Origin of the sequence: Marinobacterium sp. xm-d-530 (assembly GCF_013283365.1) — a bacterium.
Taxonomy (GTDB): Bacteria; Pseudomonadota; Gammaproteobacteria; order Pseudomonadales; family Balneatricaceae; genus Marinobacterium_E.
On sequence record NZ_WBYM01000003.1, the window covers coordinates 302,573 to 318,360 of the forward strand.

Annotated in this window: 16 protein-coding genes; 10 read left to right on the forward strand and 6 right to left on the reverse strand. The window is 46.9% G+C overall.

The features are described from left to right. Window positions 1-165: 165 nt before the first annotated feature. The 3 genes from XMD530_RS06890 to XMD530_RS06900 all read right to left on the reverse strand — a co-directional run bounded on the left by XMD530_RS06890 (window position 166) and on the right by XMD530_RS06900 (window position 2,653). Window positions 166-741 carry a hypothetical protein gene (locus tag XMD530_RS06890; RefSeq protein WP_173506936.1) on the reverse strand — a complete coding sequence of 192 codons (576 nt, stop codon included), beginning with the start codon at window positions 739-741 and terminating at the stop codon, window positions 166-168. Then, window positions 728-1,966 carry a hypothetical protein gene (locus XMD530_RS06895; protein ID WP_173506937.1) on the reverse strand — a complete coding sequence of 413 codons (1,239 nt, stop codon included), beginning with the start codon at window positions 1,964-1,966 and terminating at the stop codon, window positions 728-730. The genes XMD530_RS06890 and XMD530_RS06895 overlap by 14 nt, the downstream gene beginning before the upstream one ends. 249 nt (window positions 1,967-2,215) lie before the next feature. Then, window positions 2,216-2,653 carry a hypothetical protein gene (locus XMD530_RS06900; protein WP_173483727.1) on the reverse strand — a complete coding sequence of 146 codons (438 nt, stop codon included), beginning with the start codon at window positions 2,651-2,653 and terminating at the stop codon, window positions 2,216-2,218. A gap of 163 nt (window positions 2,654-2,816) precedes the next feature. On the opposite strand from XMD530_RS06900, the gene XMD530_RS06905 reads away from it, so the two are divergent. From XMD530_RS06905 to XMD530_RS06915, 3 genes are all read left to right on the forward strand, one after another. After that, window positions 2,817-3,413 (forward strand): transglycosylase SLT domain-containing protein, encoded by a 597-nt coding sequence (locus XMD530_RS06905; RefSeq protein ID WP_173482202.1) that lies wholly within the window; start codon window positions 2,817-2,819, stop codon window positions 3,411-3,413. 66 nt (window positions 3,414-3,479) lie between these two features. After that, window positions 3,480-4,811: an AarF/ABC1/UbiB kinase family protein gene (locus tag XMD530_RS06910; protein ID WP_173498625.1), complete on the forward strand. Its 1,332-nt coding sequence runs from the start codon at window positions 3,480-3,482 to the stop codon at window positions 4,809-4,811. A 36-nt stretch (window positions 4,812-4,847) separates the two neighbouring features. Beyond that, window positions 4,848-5,663, forward strand: a complete 816-nt coding sequence (locus tag XMD530_RS06915) for an EAL domain-containing protein (RefSeq protein ID WP_254446199.1) — start codon at window positions 4,848-4,850, stop codon at window positions 5,661-5,663. Window positions 5,664-5,677: 14 nt separating this feature from the next. Here XMD530_RS06915 and XMD530_RS06920 read toward each other — a convergent pair whose 3' ends face one another. Then, window positions 5,678-5,848 carry a DUF6435 family protein gene (locus XMD530_RS06920; protein WP_173482199.1) on the reverse strand — a complete coding sequence of 57 codons (171 nt, stop codon included), beginning with the start codon at window positions 5,846-5,848 and terminating at the stop codon, window positions 5,678-5,680. Between the two features lie 95 nt (window positions 5,849-5,943). Here XMD530_RS06920 and XMD530_RS06925 point away from each other — a divergent pair, with 95 nt between their 5' ends. Together XMD530_RS06925 and XMD530_RS06930 are read left to right on the forward strand one after the other, a co-directional pair. Further along, entirely contained in the window at window positions 5,944-6,948 is a 1,005-nt protein-coding gene (locus XMD530_RS06925; protein ID WP_173506938.1) for a GTP-binding protein, read from the forward strand. A gap of 120 nt (window positions 6,949-7,068) precedes the next feature. Further along, the gene (locus XMD530_RS06930) at window positions 7,069-7,641 is read left to right on the forward strand and encodes a DUF3750 domain-containing protein (RefSeq protein WP_371731742.1); all 573 of its coding nucleotides are present in this window, start codon (window positions 7,069-7,071) and stop codon (window positions 7,639-7,641) included. 78 nt (window positions 7,642-7,719) lie between these two features. Here the strand turns inward: XMD530_RS06930 and XMD530_RS06935 are convergent, their stop codons facing one another. Then, complete coding sequence (locus tag XMD530_RS06935) at window positions 7,720-9,249, reverse strand: choice-of-anchor I family protein (protein WP_173506939.1); 1,530 nt, start codon at window positions 9,247-9,249, stop codon at window positions 7,720-7,722. 198 nt (window positions 9,250-9,447) lie between these two features. On the opposite strand from XMD530_RS06935, the gene XMD530_RS06940 reads away from it, so the two are divergent. Continuing rightward, complete coding sequence (locus tag XMD530_RS06940) at window positions 9,448-11,310, forward strand: PhoX family phosphatase (protein ID WP_173506940.1); 1,863 nt, start codon at window positions 9,448-9,450, stop codon at window positions 11,308-11,310. Between the two features lie 70 nt (window positions 11,311-11,380). Here the strand turns inward: XMD530_RS06940 and znuA are convergent, their stop codons facing one another. Then, window positions 11,381-12,349, reverse strand: coding sequence for a zinc ABC transporter substrate-binding protein ZnuA (gene znuA / locus XMD530_RS06945; protein WP_173506941.1), 969 nt, complete (start codon window positions 12,347-12,349; stop codon window positions 11,381-11,383). Window positions 12,350-12,412: 63 nt separating this feature from the next. On the opposite strand from znuA, the gene XMD530_RS06950 reads away from it, so the two are divergent. From XMD530_RS06950 to XMD530_RS06965, 4 genes are read left to right on the forward strand one after another with little or no spacing between them, the layout of a single operon-like run. Continuing rightward, a complete protein-coding gene (locus XMD530_RS06950) occupies window positions 12,413-12,901 on the forward strand; it encodes a Fur family transcriptional regulator (RefSeq protein WP_173498622.1) in 489 nt (162 codons plus the stop codon). Next, window positions 12,898-13,665, forward strand: coding sequence for a zinc ABC transporter ATP-binding protein ZnuC (znuC, locus tag XMD530_RS06955; protein WP_173506942.1), 768 nt, complete (start codon window positions 12,898-12,900; stop codon window positions 13,663-13,665). The genes XMD530_RS06950 and znuC overlap by 4 nt, the downstream gene beginning before the upstream one ends. After that, window positions 13,658-14,446, forward strand: coding sequence for a zinc ABC transporter permease subunit ZnuB (znuB, locus tag XMD530_RS06960; protein WP_173506943.1), 789 nt, complete (start codon window positions 13,658-13,660; stop codon window positions 14,444-14,446). The genes znuC and znuB overlap by 8 nt, the downstream gene beginning before the upstream one ends. 20 nt (window positions 14,447-14,466) lie before the next feature. Beyond that, on the forward strand, window positions 14,467-15,774 hold the full coding sequence (locus tag XMD530_RS06965; RefSeq protein ID WP_254446200.1) for an MATE family efflux transporter: 1,308 nt from the start codon (window positions 14,467-14,469) through the stop codon (window positions 15,772-15,774). The last annotated feature ends 14 nt before the right edge of the window (window positions 15,775-15,788 follow it).

Below are 15,788 nucleotides of genomic sequence, written 5' to 3' on the forward strand. Positions count from 1 at the left end.
CGTTGCTCCTGAAGCCATGAGACAGATTTATGTATGTACTTAGCCAACTCTTTTTCAGTTAGCAAAGAAGGGAGTGTTTGAACTGTTGTATGTGTGTGCATAGTGTCTACCTGTTGCTTAATAAGCGACAAGTAGAACACTCAGTTTAGGAAGGGTATGTACTGCCTAATCTTGTAGTACATTTTTTAAGAAGGTTGTTTTAAACCACTTCTTGTTGGGCTTATCATCTAAGTCGAAAAATGTTCGATAATAGTTTGATTGCTCGCCGTCAGACCACAACTCTTCAATAAAGTCGTAGTCTCTAATCTGCGTAAATCTGAACTTTTTAGGCGGATTACTTACACGCTCATGTGGGGGCTTTATTTTAGGGTCATCGACAAGCATTTGGCGCTCAGCACCCTTAAACTTTGAATATATTGTCCATGTAGCACCGACAGCTCTACCTATCTGCTTAGCCCTTATAGTACAGGCCAAACTCTTCATGAGATCAGCATCAGAGATTCTACGCCCTCTGGCTATTTGCCTACTGAAATCACTAGCAATTCTCTCAAGACACTCCACGTATGCATCATTGGCGTGATGCCTAAGCCTCAACCGTTGAGTGTTAGTTAATGACTCGTGCCATTTCACAACAGCAACGGTGTCGCTTCTTAGCATCTGAAAGTTAAGCTCGCCTATTAAATCAATGACCTCCTCAGTAATCGGATCATAAACGACGGTATGCATTTCAGGATTCATCATTTAATACCCTCCTCCATGTCAACATGGCATCTAACTTACTCTCGTAATAGTCATGACCTTGATAGTGACGGGTTTCCACGTCACCTCGATTACGTGACTGGAGCGCATTTCGTATTTCAGGGCTTACCCCTTTACTGGTCAGAACCGTAGTCACTGTAGCCCTGATTGTTTTAGGGGTATAGATCGAAGGTATATCTACATGATTACGAAGCAGATTCAGCAAGTCATCGAAGTAACGATCGTGTACTTGAGTTCTGCCACGGTCCCTACTAAAAACGAAGCCCTCAGTTGATATTGATCGCATTAGATTAACCATCTCATCGGTCAAAGGCACTTCATGGATATGAACGACACCACGACCTTTCGGGTCTTTCAACTTAACGACTGGTCGATCACCGAGCGTTACATCTGACCATTTAATACGCCTAAGCTGATCTAATCTCTGACCACTAAACAATAACCACAGCTTAGCAGTATATGCACGCTCATTGCCCAACAAGCCAATCGAACCCCAAACTTGCTTCAGTAGCTCAGTGGGCATGGAGGGAGCCTTGTCTTTGCGCTCATACTGCTCTTTCTGCCAACCAATCGTAGGATTCACAACAATACCTGCACGACCGACCTGAAGTGGTTTTGAAGCCTTTACAGCCATCGCCATGTTAAATGCGGCCATCTGATAAGAGCGCAACCTATCTTGTGTTCTCATCTTGCCCTCAGCGATTAATCGCCGACACGGTGCCATACAGTCAGTAAGTTGAATTTTGTTGGCTGGAGTGCGCCATATTTTGGGGTGTTGATCGCGTATATGCCTGTGACAGTCACCTCGTACCTGCTTGTGAGATGATTTACCTGTTCTTTGAAGCTCATCACAGTATGATTCTAGAAGGTCACCATATGTGAACTCTCTACCCTCATCATTAGTCAGCTCTTCAGGTCTGATACCGTTTTTGATCTTGGTGCGCCACTCGACAGCTCTATTACGCTGAGCCTCTACATCGGCCTTTTTAATGCCATCCCATACCTCTAGCATTTCTTGGTATATCTTGTCGCCTTTGTACTTCATCACAAAGACCAGACTCTTTGACGGCTGATCATCTGCACCCTTGCGAGAAACACTTAGCTTGAATTGAGTGACTTGAGTGTCATGAACGATGACCTGCTTACCAGACTCGCCTTGATACCCTTTGATGAACTTTGCAGTTAACTCTGTACGCTCAGAAGCCATTCCGACTTCCCCTTGACTTCCCTTTTAATGAGCAATGAGTATACACTGAAAAACAGCAAGAACCAGTATTTACGTGACTTACAGAAACCCAAAGCAACAACCTGCAATCAACACCAGCTATAGAAATAGGATTGAAAATCCTCGTGTCGGTGGTTCGATTCCGCCTCGAGGCACCATTCTTTAAGGCTTGCAGATGTTGCAGGCCTTTTTTGTTTCTGAGCGATAACAGTACTCTTGTTGGCCAAGCTACTAATCACTCAACAACTCAAGAACGTCAGCCATTGATTGAGCAATCTCTTCTGACGTTGCAGGTTCTTTCCCCAGCAAGGTAATGGCCGCCCTGTTTAGTTTTCGAATTTGATCAACTGTCTCTTCAGATTGATCACCATCCATGACTCTTTGTTTGAGTTTGCTTGTCGGGATATCACTGGCTGTGATGGTGGTGATATCAGTTGAGTTTAATCCGCCCAATAACCTATGAAGCTGGCCACGATTTTTTAGCCCTAACTCCTTAACAAGCTGATCGACAGCCTCCTGCTTGGCGGCACCTGTTTTGTGTGCTTTATTTTTCTTGGCTTTCTCTTGGTGGTGTTCAGGCTTTTCTTTCCCTTTTTCTGCAGTCGCCGGCGAGGATGTTGACAATAATGAGATAGAGAGAAGCGAGGCTAAAACTGTGCGAATGATCATAACAATCTCCAATTTGCTAATAATTTAAGCGTAGTCGCAAATTCCTATAAAACAATGAGTCACCCATTTACAGATTAGAAAGGCCGCATCACGGCATTACCGCTGCTAGCAAAACCAAGATGTGCTAGCCTCTCCTAGTCAAATGTTTAAATTAAGAGTTGTTATGACACGTTTTATTGCTCTGTTTTCTGTGCTGTTGCTAGCTGGCTGCGCAACCTCGCCTCCGCGCAATGTTGAGAACGCCTGTTACATTTTTAATGAGAAGCCTGACTGGTACAAAGCGTCGATGGCGGCGGAAGAGAAGTGGGGGCTTCCGATGCAGGTTCAGTTGGCGATTATGCGCCAGGAGTCGAGCTTTAAGCACGATGCAGCACCGCCACGAGATACCTTTTTAGGGGTGCCAATGTGGTGGCGGATCTCTTCAGCTTACGGGTATGCACAAGCAAAGGACTCCACTTGGGATTGGTACAAAAGTAAAACGGGCCGATTCTGGGCAAGCCGAGAGAACTATGCCGACGCTGTCGACTTTATGGGTTGGTACGCCGGCATCTCACAACGCACTTTGGGTATCTCTAAATGGGACGCCTACAACCAATACCTTGCATATCACGAAGGCCACGGCGGCTGGAAGAAACAGACCTTCAATAAAAAAGCCTGGTTAATTGGTGTTGCTAAAAAGGTCGATGCCAATGCGCGAATGTATGGCAGTCAGCTGCAAGGTTGTCGCGACCGTCTTAAATCATCTTGGTGGCCGTTCTAGGCCACCGTTACTCAAACCTGATTAAAGGTTTCGATCTGAAGGTTTATCGTTCACGTACGCCACTTCATGAATGAGAAAACCTTAACCACTGCCTCCCCCGTCCCCAAAAGCAGAGCATCACGCCTATTAAGCATGGGCGGATTAGCTACAAAACTTGCAGGAAACGTCTTAACAGAAGGCTCTAAACGCTGGATAAAAGGTGAAGCACCCTCTTTAAACGAGCTGGTTTTAACACCTAAGAACATGAGTGATGTAGCCGATAAGCTAGCCCGTATGCGTGGCGCAGCAATGAAATTAGGTCAGCTACTCTCAATGGATGCCGGTACCCTACTACCCCCTGAATTGGCCGCTGTCCTAGCTAGGTTACAGTCACAAGGCGTCATCATGCCTAAAACTCAGCTCATACATACGCTTGAGTCGAGCTGGGGCAGTGATTGGATGGATCGGTTTAACTACTTTTCGTTCGACCCCATTGCCGCCGCTTCTATTGGGCAGGTCCACAAAGCACGGACACTGGATAACAATGAGTTAGCAATTAAAATCCAATACCCTGGTGTGGCACAGAGCATCGACAGCGACATCGATAACGTCATTTCACTGCTCAGGCTAAGCGGTTTACTGCCCAGAGGGCTGGATATAGATGAATTGGTTGATGAAGCAAGGCACCAGCTTCACTTAGAGGCTGATTACTGCGCAGAATCACGGCATTTGACAGATTTCGCTGGCAAGATCAGCAACTTTAGCATCAATTGCGATCTAATAATGCCAACTTACTTCGCCGAGCTTTCTGAAACTAACATCATGACGATGAGCTTTATAGAGGGCGTGGGCATTGAAGAGTGGCTAAAAGATCACCCAGAGGATGCCAGCCGTATTATGGGGTTGATGCTGGAGCTATTCTTTACCGAACTCCTGCAGATGAACTTAATGCAGACAGACCCCAACCCCGCAAATTTTCATGTTTGCCCAGACACTGGCAAACTGATTCTTTTCGATTTTGGCGCGGTAAGGCAGTTCGATCCTCAGTTTGTAGATCGCTACAAACAGGCCATAGATCAGGCCATTGAGCAAAACCGTGCAGGCCTTGAAGCGGCTTTAGAAGTGCTTAGTTTTTTCAAAAATGGTACCGATGTGGCAAACAAAGCGGCGGTTATCGATATCTTTACCATTGCTTCTGAACCCCTCAGGTCAACAACGCCTTATGATTTTGGTCAGAGTGATATTGCTAAGCGCATCCATGAGATTGGTATGAGTGTTAGTAAAGACCCAGATGCGTGGCATACCCCACCGGCCGATGTGCTGTTTTTACATCGTAAAATGGCAGGGCTTTATCTAATGGCCGCAAAGCACAAGGCTGTTGTTGATACACGAACTATCTATCAACAAATTAGTGGTTAATAAGGTTTTTATTTGAAGGCATTAACAGACTGAACTATGCTGAATCTAATCTCAGATTTGGTATTCAAGATGCTAAGTGACAAGGTCATAACACCGATCGACTACTCAAAATTGGGCTGTAAACAGTGCCTAAATGGTGAAGTGTTGGGCTTTGATTTCACTATGGCCTTCCAACCCATTGTTGATCTTCGCCATCAGACTATTTTTGCCCAAGAGGCACTGGCAAGGGGGCTTAACGGCGAAGGTGCAGTATCAGTCTTTGAACAGGTTAATAAACAAAACCTCTATCGTTTTGACCAAACTTGTCGAGTTAAAGCCATTGAAATTGCATCGCGTTTTGACAATGAGTCGCTGATCAGTATCAACTTCATGCCAAGGGCTATCTATAAGCCTGAGCTGTGTATTCGCACCACGCTTGAAGCGGCAAAAGTCTATTCGATTGATCCCAAAAGATTGATGTTTGAGTTCAGCGAAACTGAGCGTATTGACGACATTGCTCACCTAAAACGAACGATTGAGTTCTATAAGGAGCAGGGCTTTAAGACCGCTATGGACGATTTTGGTTCTGGGTACTCAGGTTTAAATATGCTGACGGAATTTAAGCCTGATCTGATCAAGCTCGATATCCAGCTGATTCATGAAATTGACCACTCAAAGACACGCTTTGCCATCATTAAGTCGGTTAAAACGATGTGTGATGATCTTGGCATTCAGATCATTGCGGAAGGTGTGGAAACCGTTGAAGAGAAGCAGACACTAGAGGGTTTGGGAATTCACTACCAACAAGGATTCCTATTCGCAAAGCCTGCTTTTGAAACACTGCTTAAAACTGAAGAATTAAACCACCTCTGACACTAATCCAAGCGTTATTGATTCTCTAACTCTTGGATCTTTTTATAGGTAGCCTCAGCTTTGCTGGTTAGCTGTGAGTAGCCGGCAATATCCCCATTGCGCTGCAACTGCATCGCCTGCTCTGTTAGCTCTGCATACTCTTTTTTTAACTTCTTCAATGGATCTTTCTTAAATAAACCAAACATCTCTAATCTCCCCAGTTTGTCCTCTCTACGCAACAGACATTCAATAGGTTTGGTATTACTATCTTCAATCACACCATCAATAGATGATTTACTCGATGCTAAACGATAACACTACGATTAAAGCTGTCCCCACCAATATCATTACAGGGTTTCTAGGGGCTGGTAAGACCTCTGCCATTGTTCACTTACTGCAGAACAAACCTAAACATGAACGTTGGGCCATTTTAGTTAATGAGTTTGGTGAGATCGGTATCGATGGCAGCTTAATGCAAGGCCAATACTCAGAAGAACAGGGAGTATTCATAAGGGAAGTACCGGGTGGTTGTATGTGTTGTGCAGCAGGGTTGCCGATGCAGATCGCTCTGAACATGTTACTGGCAAAAGCGAAGCCTGATCGTCTTCTGATTGAACCCACTGGGTTAGGCCACCCTAAAGAGGTGCTAGACGTTCTCTCCAATGAGCACTATCAGGACGTTCTTTCAATTCAAAAGATCATCACACTGGTTGATGCGCGCCAGCTAAAAGATCAACGCTATACAACGCATGAGACCTTTAATCAGCAAATTGCGATTGCCGATGTCGTTATTGGTAATAAACAAGATCTTTACGATGAGGGTGATAAAGAGCGCCTATCACAGTATATAGATGAGCATTTTTCCCCAAGCAAACCACTCGCGTTTACCGAACAGGGTCAGCTCGACCCTAGCCTGCTGTCTGGCAGCACCCATGCCAAAGCTGGTCATGCACACCATCACCATTCGTACCAATCAGTTCTGGCAAGTGAACAGCCTCTCCCTGAAATTGGCTTTCTTAAAGCAGAAAATCAAGGCGATGGATTCTTAAGTGCTGGGTGGCGATTTGATCAGCGATACCAGTTTGATCGATCCAAACTCTATCTCTTCTTATCGGGCTTAGAGGTTGAGCGAATGAAGGGGGTGTTTATCACTAATGAGGGGCTATTTGGTTACAACTTGGCGGATGGATCCCTAAAAGAGTTACCAATCGATGTGTGTGACGAGAGTCGAATTGAGATGATTGCCGAGCGTCTTGATGATGACTGGGAATCACAGATTTTAAACTGCGCAGTCGATAGTGAATGACCTGATTTGCTTTGTTGGGCGTAAATGTCTGAAAGGAGATTTTATGAACAACAATGCACCACTTCCCTGTCGCGGTTGTTTACCTAACTGCCCAAACCGTAAAACCTGTAATGGAAAACCTTGGGCCGTGCAAAAACCAAACACGACCAAACCTCATTAAAACTTATGGTTAAACCATTAGCGACGCTTCTAATAGCGGCTTTTTTAGCCGGTTGTAGTACACAGGATTGGCGAACCGCCAAACGCGATAGTGCTGAAATCGCACCGCTACCCAGTGAGCACCCTGAGGCGGTTATCCAGGTCTACGGAGCAGATCTTTTCGGTGTGCGAGGCTACTTTGCTGTGCATACCTGGATCTCTACCAAGCAGAAAAATGCACAATACTATACCGTTTACGACGTTGTCGGTTGGCGCACCGGACGCGGATTGCCTGCCCTACAAATCAAACAGGATATCCCTGATCGTTACTGGTATAACTCTAAACCAGAGCTCATTTTGGACATTCGCGGCGCTGAAGCAGAACGCTTAATTCCTAAAATTGACGAAGCAGCCAAACGCTACCCTTGGGCTAATGAGTACACTCTCTTTCCCGGCCCAAACAGCAATACTTTCCCTGCCTGGATTGGTCAGCAAGTCCCTGAGCTTGGTTTGAAGATGCCTTTTAAAGCATTCGGTTCAGGGTATGCAGACTAGAAGCGTTGCAGGCACCGTGCTTGGCATCAAACATTAAAAAGCCGGGCTATGCCCGGCTTATTTATGCTAAGTAAGTACTTACTTAGCTTTCACTTCAGTAATCGAAACAGTGTTGCTCATTTCAGAACTGATCATCAACCAACCTGTGTTCGCATCTCGTGAGATGAACGAAAGACCTTCTGGTGAGACGTTATCCATCGCGTTATTGATGAACTGAACGTAGCTTGGAGACTCTGGGTTCGTGACATCGTAAACGAAAATACCACCGGTACGTTCCTGACCAATGAAAGCGTATTGACGATCATTCAGTGTGCCCACAGTCACTGATTCAGGCTCACCGCCTTTATCATCTGAACGGTCGTCCATCTGGTATTGACCATCTTCAAGCTGACCATTGAAATCGTTTGGACGCAGCTCAGACATTTTCTTAGCAAACTGATTTGCGCTGTCCCAAACCATCTCGCCCTCTGCATTCCAGACAGTGAATGAACGACCACCGTAAGAGTAGATCTGATCGATATCGCCATCACGGTCTATGTCACCCATAGAAGTCGTTGTCTTAAGACGACCTAATACTTTCTTGTCCTGAAGCTCTGCTGCATTTGGGTAGGCCGTTGGATCTAGCTTAAGATCAGCGACACGAACCTCTTCACTGTAACCATCGTAGTCGCGTGAATCACCTTCGTTTGCAGAGAGGATGTACGTTTTACCCTTTGCTGTCATTGAAGCGATAGCATCCGGCATGTACATACCCATTACAGGGTAAGTTGTGATGTTGATCTTGCCATCTTTGTTGCTGGCATCCATCGCATTCTCTGGCTTGCTGTGATCTTTAAAGCCAAGACCGACAACGTCAGTAATTTCAGCAGAGGCTAGATCAACAATTGCAAAAGCATTGTTCTCTTGGAGAGCAACCCAAGCCGTTTTCGAATCTGCTGAGATGGCAACGTACTCTGGTTCAACATCTTGCTGGAAAGAGGCATTTGGACCAAATACGCGTACGCCATTCACACCTTCTGCGAACGCATCGAAGTTTGCATTACGAGCCGTCCAAGTTTGAGTGTCGATAACCGTTACCGAGCCAACAGGGTCAACGGTGTATTCATCGCTTGGCTCACCTTCGTTGGCAGCAACTAGGTAACGACCGTCTGGTGAAAAAGTCACCATATCAGGTAGAGCACCCGCTTCAATGGCATTACCTTTAAGTCCCGATAGTTTTGCTGGCTGACCGTCCAGATCAAACAGAACGATAGATCCATTTGCCTGCTTGTTTTCAGCTTCTACCGCTACAGCAACCACATCACCAAAGGTCGTCACTGAGTTAGGACCGCCACCGTACTGGCTAAGGTCAATAAAGCCTGCATCAGATAGCGCGCCAGACTTAGCAACATTGAGCATGCGAATGCCATTTGAATCCGCGTTAGTGACATAAATACGATTAGCTTTGGCACTGAATGCAGAGATCTCTGTACAACTCTCTTTCTCAACACACTTCTCAGTTTCGGTGAAAAAACCGATCTGTTTGACGTTTAGTTCAGCTGCAAAAGCCTGGCTTGCCGTTGCAAAAGCGACTGACGCGATCGCGACTTTAAGTGAAGTAAGTTTCATGTTGTTGTCCCTTCATTATTAAAAGATCAAAACACTATGTAGTCCGAAGATGACAAATTAATGGAGAAAATATGACTTTTAGATTTCAGAAAAATGAATGCCTGCCATGTAAAAAAATCTTAAAAAATTAACCATTTTTTTGTAACAAAAAGCACCGATATTAGGCGAATACATAACACCACCTAATTGAGGTTCACAATGAAAAACGATATGCCTTCCTTCAACGAATGGGATGATATGCAGCAGCCTGAACGTGCAGCGGATACTGGGTTTGACGCTGTCATGTCACGCCGTTACTTTCTGCGTGGTGCAGCAATGCTGGGCGCTTCGGCACTTGTCATGAGTGCTGGTGTCATGCCTTCAATTGCAACTGCTGCAAGCCGAGCAGGATTTAAGTTCAATCCAATCGCAGCGAGCACTGCAGACACTATTTCTATTCCAGATGGATTTGTTTCCCAAGTTGTCGTTCGTTGGGGTGACACGCTAAACACATCGACACCTGAGTTTGATCACAACACACGTGGCACAGCCGCGGTTCAAGCCGAAGCAGTAGGCGATAACAACGATGGTATGGACATGTTCGTTGTAGATGGTCGCAACGTCTTAGTCTTCAATAACGAATACACTAACCGCAATATCATCTTTGGTAACCGCGCATCAGAGCTTCCCGAAACTGACGACGACGTCAATAAAGGAAAGATGGCACACGGATTGACCTTTGTTGAGTTAAAAGAGACTAACGGCCAATGGGTGATTGTTAAAGATAGTCCTTTAAACCGCCGCATCACGCCAGACAGTGCATTTGAAGTTGTAGGGCCAGCTCGAGGTAGTGATCTACTTAAGACCTCTTCAGATGCATCCGGCACTCGTATCCTTGGTACATTCAATAACTGTGGTAACGGCAAAACACCTTGGGGCACCTATCTAGCCTGTGAAGAGAACTTCAATGGTTATTTCTCATCATCTGAAGGCGAGAACTACCAACAGACAGATGCTGAAAAACGCTACGGCATTGCCAAAGATGGTAAAGATTGGGGTTATGCCTGGGCACAAACCGATGCTCGCTTCGACGTTTCAAAAGAACCAAACGAACCTAATCGTCACGGTTGGGTCGTTGAAGTCGATCCAGCGGGCCGCCAACAGCCGGTCAAGCTTACGGCACTAGGTCGTTTCAAACATGAAAATGCAGAGTGTGTGATCGCCAAAGATGGCAAAGCCGTTGTCTATCTAGGTGATGATGAACGTGGTGAATACCTGTACCGTTTTGTGAGTAAAAACAGCTATAACCCTCAAGGCGATAACAGCACCCTACTTCACGAAGGCGAACTATTCGTAGCGAAGTTTAATGATGACGGAACAGGTGAGTGGTTAAACCTTAAAGACGCAGGCATGAGTGCTGATGAGACGCTTGTCTTTGCTCGTATGGCAGCCAGCAAAGTAGGTGCTACCACGATGGATCGTCCAGAGTGGGTTGCTGCTAATCCTCATAAAGTTGAAGCCTATGTTGCTCTGACAAACAACAAGTACCGTGGCGAAAAAGAAAATCAACCTCTTAATGCTGCAAACCCTCGTGCGAAAAACCCTTATGGTCAAATCGTCCGTTGGACTCCTGCTGAGGAAGATCATGCGGCTGATAAATTTGCCTGGGATATGTTTGCAATGGCGGGCAACCCAACTCAGCACTCTGATCTAATGGCTGGATCTAACAATATCAATGAAGACAACATGTTTAACAGCCCTGACGGACTGAAATTCGATTCTGCTGGGAACCTTTGGATTCAAACCGACGGTAACTACTCTAACGCCAAAGGCTTTGCCGGTATGGGTAACAACCAGATGCTAATGGGCGATCCTGAAACGGGAGAAATTCATCGCTTCTTAGTCGGTCCTAAAGAGTGTGAAATTACGGGCCTTACGTGGAGTGCTGATCGCAAGACCATGTTTGTCGGTGTTCAACACCCTGGCGAGAAAGGCAACAGCCACTGGCCAGAAGGTGGTAATGCCGTCCCACGTAGCTCGATTGTTGCAATCAAGCGTACTGATGGTGGCCTGATCGGCTAATGTCGTAACGCTTATCTACAAAAGGCCTCAATAGAGGCCTTTTTTATGCTTATTTTGGGGGGGGCTAATATCAGCGTTTTGCTAAACACTCCGTGAACTCATCAACCAAGCCCTGCATGAAGTTGACGTATGCACCCTGTGCGAGAGCAACATCCGAGGCCAACGGGTCCAGTTCACCGACATGAACTTCAAATCCACGTGTGATCGAATCGATTAAAGCGGGACGATACTGTGGCTCTTTAAAGACACATGAAACGCCGCTATGCTCCAAAGTCTCACGAAGTTCGGCTAAATGTTTGGCACCTGGCTTAAGTTCGGGGCTGACGGTGAAGTAGCCTACCTGATTAAGATCAAAGTGATTCACAAAGCCGTCGTAGGCATCATGGAAAACCAGAAAACCCTTTTGGTGAACGGGTTCAAGTTGTTCTTTTGCTTGGCTTTCGAACTGTTTCAGTGACGCTAAGAAAGCTGTCTCGTTCTCTTTGATTTGTGAGGCTTTAGCAGGAAAGTGCTGCTGAAGTTCAACCGACAGCTCTTCCGCAAAGAGCTCAACGCTCTCGATATCAAGCCAAGGGTGCAAGCCGGCATGATCATGACCTTCATGCTCATCATGAGCGTCGTGATGTTCCTCTTCATGTTCATGGCCTTCGTGTTCATCGTGATGATGCTCCTCTTCATGATCATGATCTTTGTGATCATCCTTATGCTCATCTTCACCATGCTCTGCATGCTCATCAAGCATCGCTAAATGCTCAACCTTAGAAGCTTCGATTACTTTCTCTAGATAGGGTTCTATCTCAGGACCGACCCAAATCAATAAATCTGTATTGTTCAGTCGCTTACGATCGGAGGGACGTAGCGCAAAGTCATGCGGGGAGGCACCGTCAGGCAGAAGAGTATCAACCTCGGCAACATTGACTAAGAGTTCGGCAGTAATAAGGCTCAGCGGTTTAACACTGGCCATCACCGTATCAGCTTGAGCTTGAGTGGATGCCAGTAAAAGAGAGGTAACAACAGAGGCGGTAAATTTGTGTGTCATTGGGTACAATGCCTATAAACCAGAAAATGTATTGTTATAATATAACAATAATTGAGATAAAGCATGCTTGAAATCAACGACGCATTCAATTCAGACCACAACCACGATCACTGCGTCAGTGGTGCGTTAGATAACGCTAAGGTGATCTGCCAAGAGAGTGGCCAGCGTCTGACTCCCATTCGCGAGTTAGTGTTACGACTCGTCTGGAGCTCCCATAAGCCACTGGGTGCCTATGAGTTGTTGCCAGCACTGGCTGACGCGGGCTTTAACTCAGCGCCGCCGACGGTCTATCGGGCATTGGATTTTTTGCATCAGCTGGGACTCATTCACAAAATCGGTTCACTCAACGCTTTTGTCGGTTGCTCAAATCCAGAACACCCGCATCCATCGGCATTTATGATCTGCAGAGAGTGTAAAACCGCAGCCGAAATTGAGACCAGTGAGCTTCAAGAGAGCTTTAATCGAGTTGCTAATACGCACGGCTTTCAGCTTGAGGAAGAGAATATCGAGCTGTTAGGTCTTTGCAGCGATTGTCGTGGGAGTGAGTCATGAGTAATCCAGATCTGGCTAGATTAGATGGAGTCAGTTTGCGCTTTGGCAATAAATCGGTACTCAACAATGTGAACCTGCCACTGCATAACGACTGCATCACCACACTGATCGGACCCAACGGAGCGGGTAAATCATCGCTGGTAAAGGTGTTACTTGGACTGGTGAAACCGACCGAAGGCACTGTTTGGACGAAACCGAGCCTGCGCATCGGGTATATGCCGCAAAAAATTCAGATCGACCGGACACTACCATTAACGGTTAAACGCTTTTTGCAGATTCCACATGGCTACAACCAAAACGACATCGAGGCTGCCTTAGCTTCGGTGGGTGCTGAACACCTGGTTGATTACTCGATTCATGATCTTTCCGGTGGTGAAATGCAGAGAACCCTTCTTGCTAGGGCTCTGTTAAGAAACCCCGATCTACTCGTGCTGGATGAGCCGGTTCAGGGTGTCGATATTAATGGTCAAACCGAACTCTATCGGCTGATCACGGATATCCGTAAAGAGAGAAAGTGCGGTGTGTTAATGATTTCACACGATCTGCATCTGGTTATGTCATCGACCGATCACGTCGTCTGTCTAAATAAGCATGTCTGCTGCTCGGGACACCCAGAAGCTGTCAGCGCAGACCCTGCCTACATAGAGTTGTTTGGTGCTTCTCACGCGTCAACGCTGGCGCTCTATAATCACCATCACAACCACAGCCATGATATGCATGGTAACGTCGTTGAAGGTGACTGCTGTGGGGGTGATCATGCTTGATTTCATCATCTATGCGTTGATTGCCGGCCTATCAGTCGCCATCGTTGCAGGCCCTTTAGGTGCATTTGTGGTGTGGCGCCGCATGGCCTACTTCGGTGACACCTTAGCTCACTCAGCTTTGCTCGGCATCGCGCTGGGCATTCTGTTTGATATCAACCTGAGCCTAGCCGTCGTGCTCTGCTGTGTAGCGCTGGCGCTTGGTTTAGTCGCAATGCAGCGCCAACACTGGATAGCCACCGATACTCTGTTAGGGATTATGGCGCACAGTGCGCTATCACTAGGTCTGGTCGCGATATCACTACTGGATAACGTACGCATCGACCTTCAGGCCTACCTGTTTGGGGATCTATTAGCGATCACTCCCGAAGACCTTAAGTGGATTCTGTTGGGAGGTATAGCCGTCTTAGCCGCGATCTACTGGCTTTGGAAACCACTACTCGCCATCACTATTAACGAGGAGCTGGCCCAAGTAGAGGGGATACAGGTTGCTCGCTATAGACTCGCCCTAATGCTGTTAATCGCCATGGTGATTGCTGGTGCTATGAAACTGGTTGGGGTGCTGCTTATTACCTCTCTTTTGATCATGCCGGCTGCAGCGGCGCGGCGTATGTCTGCCACGCCTGAACAGATGGCGATTTTTGCCAGTATGCTTGGGTCAGTCGCAGTCGTGGGAGGCATTGCGCTCTCTTGGTTCGCGGACACTCCAGCGGGCCCGAGTGTCGTTGTCTGCGCACTGGTGATCTTTTTGTTAATCTTCTTCGCACCCCGACCACGGGCATGATTCAACTGAATGATTGGAGCATGCATCAGCGTGTTTGGGCGCTGGCCTGGCCGATGCTGCTATCCAACATCACCGTTCCCCTTCTAGGCCTTGTCGATAGCGCCGTTGTCGGCCATTTGGATGATCCAAAGCATTTAGGGGCCGTGGCGATTGGTGCCACACTGTTTACCACTATCTACTGGGCGTTTGGATTCTTGCGAATGGGAACCACTGGGCTGATTGCACAGGCTGTGGGACGCCAAGATGGCAATGCAAATAGGACCTTTTTAGCGCAAGCAACCCTGATCGCACTGGGGCTCGGCAGCCTTATGTGGCTCGCACAAATCCCCATACTCACTTTGGGTTTAGAGTGGATGGGTGCCGATTCCGATGTCCACGAAACCGCTCGAAGCTATGCCGATATTCGTATCTACGGTGCTCCAGCGGCGCTGTTCAACTACGTTTTAGTGGGCTGGTTTGTCGGTAATCAAGATACACGCTCACCCCTGATCATTATGACCGTCGTCAACCTGACGAATCTTGTGTTAGATCTGCTGTTTGTGCTCGGTTTCGGCTGGGGCGCAGAGGGTGTAGCCAGTGCAACACTGATAGCTGAATACACCGGTGTGGTTCTCGGGTTACTGCTGATGAAGCGTCATCTGAAGGTTATTGATGGCTCGATACTGCCAAACTCGTTGCGACAGCTGTCAGCCTATCGCGCGATTTTTACCGTGAATAAGTACCTATTTGTTCGGACCGCGTCACTGCTCTTTATGTTTGCTTTCTTCACCTCACAAGGTGCACGACTTGGCACGGATATACTGTCGGCTAATGCTCTGCTGTTGAACTTTTTGATGCTGATCTCGCACGCTCTCGATGGATTCGCCCACGCTGCTGAGGCGATCTGTGGTCGCTATGCAGGTGCCAAGGATCGTGACAACTTCTACCGCGCCATGAAGAGTTCATCCCTCTGGTCCTTGTTGTTTGCGCTAGGGCTTACACTCACGTTTATGTTGGGAGGGCACTCTATTCTGAGCCTGATGACCGACATTAAATCGGTATTGGATGTCGCACAGGACTATCTGATCTTTATCTGGGTGCTTCCATTGATCGCTGTATGGAGCTATTTCCAAGATGGTGTTCTTGTCGGTACGACTCAATCTAAAGCGATGCTACAGATCATGGTTGTCACTGTGTTTGGCACGTTTTTACCCCTCTGGTGGCTAACACAAGATCTAGGTAATACCGGCCTATGGTTATCATTCACCGCGGCATTTTTGGTCAGAGCATTGATGGGGTTCTGGATTTTCCACCGCTATAACCAGCGTGGGGTTTGGTTTAGGGCGTAATCCGATCCTTAATA